The following is an 11205-nucleotide window of genomic DNA, read 5'->3' as shown; positions in this document are numbered from 1 at the left end:
CGCCGGGTGGTTCGAGGACTACAACGACAACCACCCGCACTCAGGGCTGAAGATGCGTTCGCCTCGCGAGTTCATCGCAGCTCAAACCGCAACCGCCTGAGTGTCCGCTGAAACGGGGGCAAGACCACCTCCAACCCTCGAAGCGGGAAGCCCGGGCCAGCGCACGGCGCTACCTTTGAGTCGCGTGCGTTCCCTCAGGTATGGATTAAGTCGCCCGCCGAAATCGCTGGAGAAACGCAGAAGATCGTGGGATTTCCGATCCTCTCGCCGCGGTATCGGTCGCGGCTGCGTCCGCTTCCATACAGTGCCAGTCCGACTGACCCGGAGCTTCGCGCCGCGCTGGCGCGTCGCGTTCTTCGCGCCACCATCCAGCCAACGAGCACCTTCTTCAATGCTCTGCGCACGCGCCTTGCTCTCGCTGGACGCGCTGGCGGCAGATCCGCGCGAAGCGGCCCGAGCTTCGTCAGCGGCGCCCCCTATAATCCGCGGGTGCTGATCGCCGTGCTCAACATCTACCGCATCTACTACAACTGGTTCGACCGCGCTCATATGTCTCGGAGCTCAACGAGGGCGACGCCACCGAAGCGGTCTCGGCTGGAACTACGACCAGGCGCGTTCCGGGCTCGTTCGACCGGATCTCGATCCCAAAGCGAAGGAAGCGAGTGTCGATCAAGAGAACGCCAGCGATGCGCCTTGGTCTTCAAGATCGGATCGGAAATCGCAAGCCACTCAAGGCGCCGGATCTTCACCGAGTCCTTTACAAGCCGTGGATGTTCTATGGCACGCCACTTTGGACTCGGTTCGAAGGCTGAAGCCTGAACAAAAGAAGCCCGCCCCGTTGCCGGGGCGGGCTGTGTCCTAAGGGCCGGAATGTGTCAGGATAGACCGGGCCGTCATCTTATTCATCTATCGCGATGATCAGGCGGGTTCGAAAACACCGCAGGCAATCCGATCACCGGAATCGCCGGCCGGCTGCGACATGTAATCGTCGGCACCGGCATGAACGATGAAGGCGGCGCCGTCGTCGTCCATGATCATATTCTCGATCTCGAGCCGAGGATTGAAATACTCGGCATTCAGATCGCCGGAGCTGTCGACCACGGCGTTGGGAAGATCACCCGGGTGCGGACCGTTTTCGGCAAAGACGCCATGTTCGGCATCGCCGGGAATATGACCGCCCGCGGAGGTGAAGTCGTCGGCCGAACAGTCGCCCGTCTCATGCAGGTGGATGCCGTGGCTACCTTCGGGAAGGTCCGACAGGGCTACGACGACCAGCGAAGTGCCCGACAGCGTTTCGTTCAGCGTAACGGTGCCGATCTGGTTGCCCTCCCGGTCGGAAACCGCGGCGCGGGCAACCGTCTGGAACCCGTCGCCTTGCAGATCGCCACTGCCTTCGCTTTGCTGGGCCTCAGCGCTGTCCTGCTGATCGCCGCTGGTGTGCTGTTCGGCAATCGCCGGCAGCCCTGTCAGGGCAACGATGGAGAGTGAACCAAGAAACGTGCGTAACAATGTAAAGCCTCCGCTTTAAGGATTCTGTCCGGACAACAAGTGGATCAAAGACCGGTTCCCCTTGCCGTCCGCGCCCTGCATTGAGTATTGGAGCCCTCGAGCGGTCCCTTAGCTCAACTGGATAGAGCAGCTGACTTCTAATCAGCAGGTTCGGGGTTCGAGTCCTCGAGGGATCGCCAGATTTCAGGTTGCCGTGGGGGCATATGAGTGCGCACAACGGCGGTCATTCGTGCGCACCCCGGTCAAGAGATTTCTGCGCGCCGGAAGTGATGCTTATAAGCCCCTGTTAGAAATTACGTTTCAGGAAATCGGCCCTCGGAAGCCGAGACCTTCGGGATTGAGTTCTTGAGATCCCTGCGCGCCCGCGGACTGGGTGGGATCAGGCCGATGATCAGCGCAGCCCGCGCCGGTATCAAGGTCGCCATCGCTTTGGTGTTCGAAGCAACTTGGCGGCGCTGCCCGTCCGCTGGATAAGGAACGCTTTGGCCCACGTCTCGTGTGGACAGCATAGAGTCGGTGCCGCCGCGATCCGGCAGGGCTTCAGTCACCCCGCGCGAACCCTTGCTTGCGAGACCTGGCGCAGGGTGGCCGAGCAGTTGCGTCCGCGATGGCTGAAGCTAGCTGACCCAATGGAAGCCGATGAGCACGACTTGCTTGCCTATATGTCCTTCCAGAGACAGCACCGCACCAACTTTTGATGATCATGAAGCAAAGTCTATGCCGCCGTGCAATACGGGTGATCAGTCGCCATTGGTCCCGTTGTCGTACGCGGCACTTAGGCGACCTTCGAGGCTAATCGGGAAGTCGTCCGCTCCCGGACCGCGGCTGATATCTGCGGCCGTGGATGGTTTCGCTCTCGGCCGATACGATCGACAATTTTCGCTCGGCCTGAGCGCAGCAAATAGAACTTCATGCGCGCAGCCTGAGTGGTCGGCAGCGTTCTTGATTGTCGATTTTCACCCAGAGCTGAGCCTGGTTTTCCATCGAGAAGTGAGCCACGTCCAACTATGGATTTCGGGTTATGCGGGGGTCACGGGCGGGTTTGTCTCCTTCTTTTTCCGGGCTGCGGCTGCTGAGCTGGCTTTGAAGCGGAAGCTGTCGTTTCCGGCCTCAAGGATGTGGCGGCGGTGGGTCAGGCGGTCGAAAAAGGCGGTGGTCATCTTGGCGTCGCCAAAGACCGTGGCCCATTCGCTAAAGCTGAGATTGGTGGTGATGACGACACTGGTGCGCTCGTAGAGCTTGCTCGAGCCGGATGGAAGAGCAGCGCGCCGCCCGGGGCGCTGAACGGCAGGTAGCCCAGCTCGTCTATACCCGGCAGGCGCATCCAAGGCAGGCTGTCGGGAGTGTAGGACCACCAGGTCGAGCTTGGTAAGGGCCTCGGCGAACTGGCCGGCCTTGCCTCTGGCCTTTTCCTGCTCGAGCGTGTTGACTAACTCGATGGTGGAAAGGAAGCGGACCTTTCGCCAGCAAGATGGATCCGTCATGCCCGCCTCGACCGGTCGGCCAACGACCTCAGGCGAGGAGAATCCATCGCTCAAGTGGCGTGGCGCGCGGGCTACGCGACGGTGGCCGCGTTCTCGACCGCCTTCCGGGCCAGGTTCGACGGGTGATCCTGCCCGCAAGATTGCGGCAAGGGTTCATGGACTGCCCGGAATGTCGAGCGAAGATCACGCGCTGCTGGATCGCCCCGGTTCGCTGTCCTTTTGGGAAAAAGACCAGCTCCCCTCATCCCACGTCAGGTCGAGCCAGGCCGCCAGCGCCTGGAACCGGCGCGAGAGGCTCTTGTCGTTGACGCGACGCGACCACCTGCGGAACGGGATCAGGTTCCGCGAGCCGTAGCCTTCCACCAACACGATCCGCGATCGGCCATGCCGGGTCTCGTAGACCAGGTTGTGGGGGTTGAGGTCGTTTCCGATGATATGGAACGCGCTCATCTCCCCGGCGAAGCGGGTCAGGGCCGTCACGAGGTCGGAATCCACCCGTCCCCTGCGGTGCAGTTTCGCGACCGTCACCGCCAGTTCGCCGTCTTCCCCCCTGATCTTCTGGACAACCACCCCGAGCCCGAGATCGGTCAGCAGAACGCCCCGCTGGTGGGCGATCGGGGGCGGACGCCCCAGCTCCGCCGCTTTCAGCACGGCATCCAGATACGCCCGGTTCAGCCGCAGCAAGGTCTTGTACGGCCCTATGCCGCGCCATCTGCGCAATCTGTTTTTGAGGGATCGCGACGCGGCCAAGTGTTCCACGTGCTGAGTGTTGTGCACCTTGATAAGCTGACTGGACTTGCCCGGCCGGGCAAAGACTTGGCTTTCGCCGCCGCCCGCGATCGGATCGTGCCCGGAAAGCCGGATGAACCACGACTTTTCTAATTGATCGGTTTCATCTTCGGTGTCGGTCCGCGTCGGGGGGGCGGACTTCATGTAATGGGCGGTCATGACATCCTTGCTTTGTCACCGTGCGGGCGGATCGACGTCAGGGACGATGGTCCGCCGTTTCCCGGGGCGTTCGGTGGAAAAGCAATCTGACGGGATGTGGCCCGGCGTCAAGGCACAGACGGTACACTGAAGCCCCGCCTGGAGCCGTGGGCAGTTGCTTCAGCCGCCGAGCTGTCGAAGCAGGTCGAGCGAGGGCGTTCCGGTGACCGGAAGGCCCCGGGACTGCTGGTAGGCCCGGATCGCCGCTTCGGTGTTGCCCCCGATGACTCCATCGGGCTCGCCCGCGTCGAAACCGGCGGCGTTCAGCCGGCTTTGCAGGGCCATCCGCTGATCCTTTACGAGGCCGTAGCGATCCGGGGGGAAGGGGCCTTCGATCGGCGGCGCACCGGTCAGACGGTCGGCCAAGTGCCCCACGCCGAGGGCATAGCTGGTCGAGGGGTTGTAGCGCTTGATGACGTTGAAGTTGTGATACACGCGGAATTGGGGGCCGCCCGGCTGTGGCTGGATGACGCTGCCGCCCGATCCGCCGCTGCCAGAGGCTATGACCCGGCCCCAGGGCTCGCCCCGGCGCCAGCCGTTTCGCGCAAGGTAGTTTGCGGTGGAGGCCAGCGCATCGGTCGGATCCTCGCCCCAGATGTCGCGTCGACCGTCGCCGGTGTAGTCGACCGCGTAAGCCTGATAGGATGTCGGCATGAACTGGGTATGACCCATCGCGCCGGCCCAGCTGCCGAACATCCGGTCCGGCGTTGTATCGCCGGATTGCAGGATTTTAAGCGCGGCGACCAACTGGCGTTCGAAGAACTCGCCGCGGCGGCCGTCATAGGCGAGGGTCGACAGAGACGAGACGATGGGGATCGCGCCACGCCGCTCGCCGAAATCGCTTTCCAGGCCCCAGACTGCCGCTACGATTTCTGCCGGTACGCCGTAACGCGTTTCGATGGCCTGCAGGGTTCCCTGCTGGCGCGCAAACGCCGCACGGCCGCGCTGCACCTTCTTCTCCCCCGCGGCGATCTGAAGATAGTCTTCCAGTGTCCGCGTGAATTCGGTCTGGTTTCGGTCCCGTTCGACCACGCCGGGGGTGAAGCCCGCGGATGCGAAGGCCCGGTCGAACACGGGACCCGAAATGCCTTGTGCCATCGCCCGGGGCCGGAAATTCGCAACCCATGCGTCATAGGCGGGATTGGGCGCCGTGGGCATGGTCGTTTCGCGGGATACGGAAACCGCGGCGGGACCGCCGGCGCACGCCTGAAGCCCCCCTGCAATGAGCCCGAGAAGCGTGGTTCTGCGCGTAAGGATCATCTGCTCGTCTCTCCGATCTTTTCCGTCAGTCCTGACGTGCCTTCCCTGTTGGAGCAAGGGGGCGTTACCGCTGCCCCGGCGATCTTTCGCCGCAGCGGACGTTGCTACGCCCGAGGGGTTGGCTTACGCTGCGTCGCGGCACAGGGTGGAGAACGCATGGGACACGTCATTACGGTCGCACAGCAAAAAGGCGGGTCTGGCAAGACCACCGTGGCGATCAACCTCGCCGTCGCGCTGGCGAAGGCAGGGCATAGCGTCGCCATTCTGGACACGGATCCCCAAGGCTCGATGGGGCGGTGGTTCATGACCCGCGAGGAGGCAGGCGACCCGGGGATGGAGTTCGGCACGGCCAGCGCCTGGGGCGCAGGGTACGAATGCAAGAAAATGCGCAAGGACTGCGATTTCGTTATCGTCGACACGCCGCCCAAGGTCGATTCGGACCTGCGGCCTGTTCTGCGCGAGAGTTCGCTGGTCCTCGTCCCGGTGGCGACGAGCCAGTTGGACATGTGGGCTCTGGATTCGATCCTGGAGCTTGCCGAGCGGGTCGATATCCCATCACTTGTGGTTCTTAACCGCTTCAAGGCTGGCACGCATGTCTCTGACGACGTGGAACGCGACTTGGCCGAGCGGAAGATTGTTCGCGCCGCTACGGTTCTGGGCAATCGGGTTGTCTATGCGGAAAGCCTGGGTCGTGGGAAAGGAGTGCTCGAAATGGGGCGGGGGACGTGGACCCGTGAGGTCGAGGCCTTGAGGGAAGAGGTTCTAGGCCTCGTCGAACTCTGACCCGCGCGCAAATCCCCGAAGAGCCGTCACGAACAGCGACAGGCTGACCGCGGTCACATAAACGCAAAGAGCCGTCAGAACTGCAAAATTTCCAAGGGTGAACGCGACCACGGCGAGTGGCAGTGACGCGACGAGACTGGCGAAAAGCAGAACTGCAAGCATGATGGCCTCCGGATTGGCACCATGAAGCCACAAGTTGTACGGATTGCAAAGTTAAAAGTTGACGGCGGAGCGGATTTGTCGGGTGTCACAGTTCTGTCACGGAACACTTGTGGATGAACTGGGTTTATCCATTGTAACGCGTAACGGAGATAACCATGATTTCGAGATTAATCCGACGTCTCGCTGGCGGCTTGTCCGGTCGACGCAAGACCACGCGGCGCCGCAAGAGCAGCTCTGAGGCTCAACTTGCCAAGGGTGCCGCGCGCACAGCGAAGAAGCATCTTTGATGAGTAAAGGCCGCCTTAGATAGGGCGGCCTTTATGCTGTGGACATGCGTTGCAGACAAGTGTACTGCATGGACGCGCAAGCAATCTCTATCGATTCCCTGTTTCTGCCTCGCGGCCTACAGCGCACTCGATCCGGGCATTCTTCGCCACGCTGTTGCACTATCGCGAACAGACTACTAAGACAGGAGATCTCACGATGGCCACCGGCACCGTGAAATGGTTCAACACCACCAAAGGCTTCGGCTTCATTGCTCCCGATACGGGCGGCAAGGACGTTTTCGTTCACATCTCTGCCGTTGAGCGTGCGGGCCTCACCGGTCTGTCCGACGACCAGAAGGTTAGCTACGAGCTGCAGTCCGGCCGTGATGGCCGTGAGTCGGCGGGCAACCTCGAACTCATCTGATACTCAGGTTTACGGCGGCGTCGTTCCGACGCTGCCGGACCTTTGAGACCAGACGTAAAGGGCGCGATCTTTCGATCGCGCCCTTTACGTATTCGGGCTTATGCCACGTAGAGGCTTGGCCTGAGCCGCTCCCCGGGGGCGCTAAATGTAGGCAAATCGGCGCTACCGATTCATTTCGCAGATAGAACGCCGACGCATCAAGCAGTTTGAGCGTCAGATCTTGATGAGGTGAATGGTGCATGGGGGGACTAACCACCGGCAAAAAAGTTTTACCTATGGTCCCGTTTCATGGGCCATCCATGCGAGACCAACGTGATCGCATAAAGGGAGACACTCGGCCACCTATTGGCGGGGCGCGATCCGGCGCCAGTCCTTCCAACGGCGGAACATAATTATGGTGCGGATGCGTTTTTCGACTAAGTCGCGTCGATCATCGCGGTCTCTTCCTTGTGCTGCGATGTATCCACACCATCAAGGATCCTCGTGGACACACCCTTCCCGCTCCAGCGCTTTCGGCGGTCTTAGAGCGGTTCGTCAGTCCGCGCCAGATTCCCCGGGCGCATCTGGCCAGCGCATACAATTGTTATTGAACAAGGTTACTCGGCCTGCGCGCTGGAAATCGCTGCGTATTCCGGGCTGATGCGCCCACCCGTTCCGATTTTATCCGCCCACCGATTCCGGGGTATCCGCCCGTCCCCGTGATCCGGTGCTCCGAGGCGACTTGCCACCGGCTACCTTCCGGCTCTTTGAAGCCGAAGGACGCCCGATGAGGAGGTTGCCGATGCGGAAGATACGAGACGTTTTGCGGCTGTCAGCTGAAGGGCTGTCGACGCGCCAGATCGAGGCCAGCCTGGCCATCGGCCGTTCCACCTTGCGCGGCTACCAAGCTCGCGCACGAAAGGTAGGCCTGAACTGGCCTCTGCCGCCGGACCTGTCCGATACCGAACTCGAACGGCGGTTATTCCCCCGGACAGCGCAGGACGCGGCGCGCCGGGCTGTCGAGCCTGGCTGGGCCAGCATCCACCGGGAGTTGCGCCGCAAGGGCGTGACGCTGATGCTCTTATGTCCGCGCCACGGAGGGGCCTGCCATCACTCACCCCAACATCCGTGGCGCTGATTACTACCACTGACCAGAAAAGGTCCTCTCAATGCTTCAACACCCAACCTATGATCGCTTGAAGGCGCTGCGCCTCGACGGCATTGCCGAAGCCTTCGCCGAACTGCAAGCCTAAGGCAGAGCCGCCGATCTGACCCATGCCGAGTGGCTTGGCCTTCCGGCCCACCGCGAGGAAGCCAGCCGGAAGACCAAGCGCTATGAGACCCGTATCCGGGCAGCCAGGTTGCGCCACATCGGCGCCTGCCCGGAAGACGTCGACTACCGCGCCCGGCGCGGCCTCGACAGGGCGCTGTTCCAGAGCCTGCTGTCCGGAAAATGGATCACGGACAGGCGCAACCTGATCATCACCGGCCCTTGCGGCGTGGGCAAGACATGGCTCGGCTGCGCACTCGCACAGGCTGCCTGTCGCGACGGCGTCACAGTGATCTACAAGCGTCTGCCACGCATCTTCGAGGACCTCGAACTCGCTCATGGCGACTGCCACTTCACACGGCTCTTCCGCTCCATCACCAAAACCCAGCTTCTGATCCTCGACGATTGGGGACCCGACAGGCTGACTGCGGCGTAGCGGCGCGACCTCATGGAGATCGTCGAGGAGCGCTACGGCCGCGGCTCCACCATGGTCACGAGCCAGATGCCCGTCTCCACCTGGCATGACGTGATTGGCGAGCCGACCTTCGGAGACGCTATCCTCGACCGCATCGTCCACAACGCTTACCGCATCGGACCTGTCGCGGTTTGGTTCCGGTCACTTGAGAGCGATACTCGCCATCAAGGAGACTGGATATGGCAGACAGACAAAGCGATGAGTTCAAGCGCGATGCGGTTCGGATCGCGCTCACCAGCGGCCTGACCCGTCGCCAGGTTGCGTCGGATCTCAGGATTGGTCTTTCGACGATCAACAAGTGGGTGAAGGCGCTGTCCGAGGAGGCATCGGCCGATGACCCGGATCAGGATCTTTTGCGCGAGAACGAACGTCTTCGACGCGAGAACCGGATTTTGCAGGAGGAGAGGGAGGTTCTAGAAAAGGCGACAGTTTTCTTCGCGGGCCAAAAGCGATGAGGTTCGCGTTTATCGATCAGTATTGCGGGGCGCTGTCACAGGCCCATCTCTGCCGGATGCTCGATATCACCGATCGAGGGTTGCGAGCCTGGCGACGACGTCCGCCTTCGCAGCGTCAGCGCACGGATATGGTGCTATTCGCCCATATTCGCGACCAGCACCGCGCCAGCTTGGGCAGTTACGGCCGACCGCGGATGACCGAGGAGCTGAAGGAACTCGGCTTCGACGTCGGTCATCGTCGCATCGGTCGTCTGATGCGCCAGAACGACATCCGCGTGGTCCGGACACGCAAATACAAGGTCACGACCATCGCCCGGCAGGCGATTGCAAGGCAATCTGCCGAGTATCCGTGATGATCAAGTAGGTTCGGGAACCCATTTTCGTCCATCTCTCAGGAGCGCATTTGCCAAAACGATAAGTTTTCGCATGACTGCGGTCTGAGCAACTTTTCTTGGCTTTCCTGCTTGAACGAGGTCTTGGAACTTGGCCTTGGACGAGCTGTTGTGCTGGATGTCGCTGAGCGCCGGCATGAAGAGGACCTGCCGGACAGACTGCCGGCCTCCTTGGATATGTTCCTGACCACGCCATTGCCCTGATTGGCGCGATATCGGGGCCAGCCCGGCCAAAGCGGCAGCTTCCTTTCCCGACAGGCTGCCGAGTTCCGGCATGTCTGCAAGCAAGGCCGTTGCCGAAACGAGGGAGATGCCGGGGATGCTGACCAAGATGCTCAGTCGTTCCATCAGCCCGGTGTCAGAGGCGATGAGCGCCTGCATCGTCGCATCTATACGCGCGATCTGCCGCTCGACCTGTGCCAGCCGTTGCGTGAGAAAACGGCGCAGGACCACTTGCCTTGCCATCTTGAGCCGCGTTCTCGCGGCGGTGCGATCCTTGATCAGGCCTCGGCGGAACACCAGTAAATCGCGTAGATCTGCAACGATTTCAGGCTGTGCCACCGTCGGTTCGAGCTGCAGGGTAGCCCCCATCCTGGCCAGCATCTCGGCGTCGAGTCAGTCTGTCTTGGCAACACGCCCGATCGCTTCCGCGAACCGTCGTGCCTGTCGGGGATCGACCTTCGCGAAGGTCAATCCCCGGCGCGACAAATGACGCTCGAGTTCCCGATGATATGTGCCGGACGCTTCGAAGACGATGACCGCAATATCATCCGACGCCCACTGCTCAGGCGCGGCCAAGCCAGCAGCATCATTTGAAAACTGCCGGCACTCATTTATCAATGAGCAATACGCAACGAGCATGGCCTTGGAAACGTCGACGCCGATTGCATCCTGCATGGAGTATCTCCCACCTCGTCTTGTCATGCGGGCCGGCAGCCCAGGTATCCGTTCAGGTTCGAAGACAAAGCGGGGGCAACCATACTCGGCAACGGTCCCTGACGACCAAGAGGGGTACGATCCATCCCCCGCCACCACGCCGATTTGCGCGATCTGCGTGGTGGCTCCCATCATGCAACAAGAGCTGAGAAATCAATAAGACAAGAGGGGGACAGCGATCATACGTTCAACATCGCGCCGAACCTTCTGGGTCGGGATTTCCATGCAGATCATCCAAACGAAAAATGGGCGGGCGACATCAGCTACATCTGGACCCGGGAAGGTTGGGTTTATCTGGCCGTCGTTCTCGATCTGCATTCCCGGCGCGTGATCGGCTGGGCGATCAGCAACCGGCTGAAGAAAGATCTGGCGGTCCGGGCGCTGAACATGGCGATCGCCGTGCGGCGGCCGCCCAAGGGCTGCATCCAGCATACCGATCGCGGCAGCCAGTATTGTTCTCACGACTATCAAAAGATCCTGCGCCGGAACGGCTTAAAGGTATCGATGAGTGGCAAAGGAATTTGCTACGATAACTCCGTCGTGGAAACGTTCTTCAAGACCCTGAAGGCCGAGCTGATCTGGCGACGATCCTGGTCGACACGCCGCGACGTCGAACTGGCCCTCTTCCAATACATCAACGGCTTCTACAATCCACGGCGGCGACACTCAGCACTGGGCTGGAAAAGTCCCTCGGCCTTCGAACGATAGGCCGCCTAAATGAGCACCGTGACCGGAACCAAACCGCGACAGGTCCAGCGTGCCTGCGTGAGAACGATATCGAGGCTTCCGATATAGCGACCGCTCGGCGGGGGCGCCTGGAGTG

General features: G+C 61.4%; 11 protein-coding genes, 1 tRNA gene and 5 pseudogenes. 11 read left to right on the top strand and 6 right to left on the bottom strand.

The features are described from left to right. Positions 1–100 (top strand): integrase core domain-containing protein (locus tag PAA8504_RS22365; protein ID WP_146190509.1); only part of this gene is annotated, 100 nt, incomplete at its 5' end. Between the two features lie 818 nt (positions 101–918). Here the strand turns inward: PAA8504_RS22365 and PAA8504_RS21265 are convergent. Continuing rightward, positions 919–1509 (bottom strand): superoxide dismutase family protein, encoded by a 591-nt coding sequence (locus PAA8504_RS21265; protein WP_245897732.1) that lies wholly within the window; start codon positions 1507–1509, stop codon positions 919–921. Positions 1510–1611: 102 nt separating this feature from the next. Here PAA8504_RS21265 and PAA8504_RS21260 point away from each other — a divergent pair. The 3 genes and pseudogenes from PAA8504_RS21260 (at position 1612) to PAA8504_RS23020 (ending at position 2207) form a co-directional block, all read left to right on the top strand. Then, positions 1612–1688: transfer RNA gene (locus PAA8504_RS21260), tRNA-Arg, on the top strand. A 145-nt stretch (positions 1689–1833) separates the two neighbouring features. Then, positions 1834–1983: pseudogene (locus tag PAA8504_RS23025) on the top strand (transposase); the annotation flags it as partial. Further along, positions 1956–2207 carry a transposase gene (locus tag PAA8504_RS23020; protein WP_219928973.1) on the top strand — a complete coding sequence of 84 codons (252 nt, stop codon included), beginning with the start codon at positions 1956–1958 and terminating at the stop codon, positions 2205–2207. The pseudogene PAA8504_RS23025 and the gene PAA8504_RS23020, both read left to right, overlap by 28 nt. 321 nt (positions 2208–2528) lie before the next feature. Here PAA8504_RS23020 and PAA8504_RS21250 read toward each other — a convergent pair whose 3' ends face one another. After that, on the bottom strand, positions 2529–2993 hold the full coding sequence (locus PAA8504_RS21250; protein ID WP_219928972.1) for an ATP-binding protein: 465 nt from the start codon (positions 2991–2993) through the stop codon (positions 2529–2531). Here PAA8504_RS21250 and PAA8504_RS22880 point away from each other — a divergent pair. Then, on the top strand, positions 2985–3119 hold the full coding sequence (locus tag PAA8504_RS22880; RefSeq protein WP_219928975.1) for a helix-turn-helix domain-containing protein: 135 nt from the start codon (positions 2985–2987) through the stop codon (positions 3117–3119). The two genes, PAA8504_RS21250 and PAA8504_RS22880, sit on opposite strands and share 9 nt — an antisense overlap. 57 nt (positions 3120–3176) lie before the next feature. On the opposite strand, the gene PAA8504_RS21245 is transcribed toward PAA8504_RS22880, so the two are convergent. Together PAA8504_RS21245 and PAA8504_RS21240 are read right to left on the bottom strand one after the other, a co-directional pair. Then, positions 3177–3941 carry a YrbL family protein gene (locus tag PAA8504_RS21245; RefSeq protein ID WP_108896129.1) on the bottom strand — a complete coding sequence of 255 codons (765 nt, stop codon included), beginning with the start codon at positions 3939–3941 and terminating at the stop codon, positions 3177–3179. Positions 3942–4100: 159 nt separating this feature from the next. Further along, the gene (locus tag PAA8504_RS21240) at positions 4101–5240 is read right to left on the bottom strand and encodes a lytic murein transglycosylase (RefSeq protein ID WP_108896128.1); all 1140 of its coding nucleotides are present in this window, start codon (positions 5238–5240) and stop codon (positions 4101–4103) included. A 156-nt stretch (positions 5241–5396) separates the two neighbouring features. On the opposite strand from PAA8504_RS21240, the gene parA reads away from it, so the two are divergent. Then, the gene (gene parA, locus PAA8504_RS21235; protein ID WP_108896127.1) at positions 5397–6023 is read left to right on the top strand and encodes a ParA family partition ATPase; all 627 of its coding nucleotides are present in this window, start codon (positions 5397–5399) and stop codon (positions 6021–6023) included. Here the strand turns inward: parA and PAA8504_RS21230 are convergent. Then, complete coding sequence (locus PAA8504_RS21230) at positions 6003–6185, bottom strand: hypothetical protein (RefSeq protein WP_108896126.1); 183 nt, start codon at positions 6183–6185, stop codon at positions 6003–6005. The genes parA and PAA8504_RS21230 overlap by 21 nt on opposite strands. Before the next feature lie 483 nt (positions 6186–6668). Here PAA8504_RS21230 and PAA8504_RS21225 point away from each other — a divergent pair, with 483 nt between their 5' ends. The 4 genes and pseudogenes from PAA8504_RS21225 to PAA8504_RS22645 all read left to right on the top strand — a co-directional run. Further along, entirely contained in the window at positions 6669–6875 is a 207-nt protein-coding gene (locus PAA8504_RS21225) for a cold-shock protein (protein WP_108896125.1), read from the top strand. A gap of 781 nt (positions 6876–7656) precedes the next feature. Next, positions 7657–7992: a hypothetical protein gene (locus tag PAA8504_RS21215; protein ID WP_146190556.1), complete on the top strand. Its 336-nt coding sequence runs from the start codon at positions 7657–7659 to the stop codon at positions 7990–7992. A 130-nt stretch (positions 7993–8122) separates the two neighbouring features. Further along, positions 8123–8845, top strand: a pseudogene (gene istB / locus PAA8504_RS21210) (IS21-like element helper ATPase IstB). Next, positions 8779–9362: pseudogene (locus PAA8504_RS22645) on the top strand (IS3 family transposase); the annotation flags it as partial. The pseudogenes istB and PAA8504_RS22645, both read left to right, overlap by 67 nt. Positions 9363–9410: 48 nt before the next feature. On the opposite strand, the pseudogene PAA8504_RS21195 reads toward PAA8504_RS22645, so the two are convergent. Further along, positions 9411–10343: pseudogene (locus tag PAA8504_RS21195) on the bottom strand (IS110 family RNA-guided transposase). Between the two features lie 180 nt (positions 10344–10523). Between PAA8504_RS21195 and PAA8504_RS21190 the strand changes: the two are divergent. After that, a pseudogene (locus PAA8504_RS21190) lies at positions 10524–11090 on the top strand (IS3 family transposase); the annotation flags it as partial. Between the last annotated feature and the right edge of the window lie 115 nt (positions 11091–11205).

The sequence above is a fragment of the Palleronia abyssalis genome (assembly GCF_900302445.1).
GTDB classification, from domain to species: domain Bacteria; phylum Pseudomonadota; class Alphaproteobacteria; order Rhodobacterales; family Rhodobacteraceae; genus Palleronia; species Palleronia abyssalis.
The sequence above is the reverse complement of the archived record's forward strand: the minus strand, read 5'-3'. Positions and strand labels throughout refer to the sequence as shown.

Coding starts and splice junctions, on each gene's coding strand:
- PAA8504_RS21215 (WP_146190556.1), top strand. CDS start 7,657: ATGCGGAAGATACGAGACGTTTTGCGGCTGTCAGCTGAAGGGCTGTCG.
- PAA8504_RS21240 (WP_108896128.1), bottom strand. CDS start 5,240: ATGATCCTTACGCGCAGAACCACGCTTCTCGGGCTCATTGCAGGGGGG.
- parA (WP_108896127.1), top strand. CDS start 5,397: ATGGGACACGTCATTACGGTCGCACAGCAAAAAGGCGGGTCTGGCAAG.
- PAA8504_RS21245 (WP_108896129.1), bottom strand. CDS start 3,941: ATGACCGCCCATTACATGAAGTCCGCCCCCCCGACGCGGACCGACACC.
- PAA8504_RS21225 (WP_108896125.1), top strand. CDS start 6,669: ATGGCCACCGGCACCGTGAAATGGTTCAACACCACCAAAGGCTTCGGC.
- PAA8504_RS21250 (WP_219928972.1), bottom strand. CDS start 2,993: ATGACGGATCCATCTTGCTGGCGAAAGGTCCGCTTCCTTTCCACCATC.
- PAA8504_RS21230 (WP_108896126.1), bottom strand. CDS start 6,185: ATGCTTGCAGTTCTGCTTTTCGCCAGTCTCGTCGCGTCACTGCCACTC.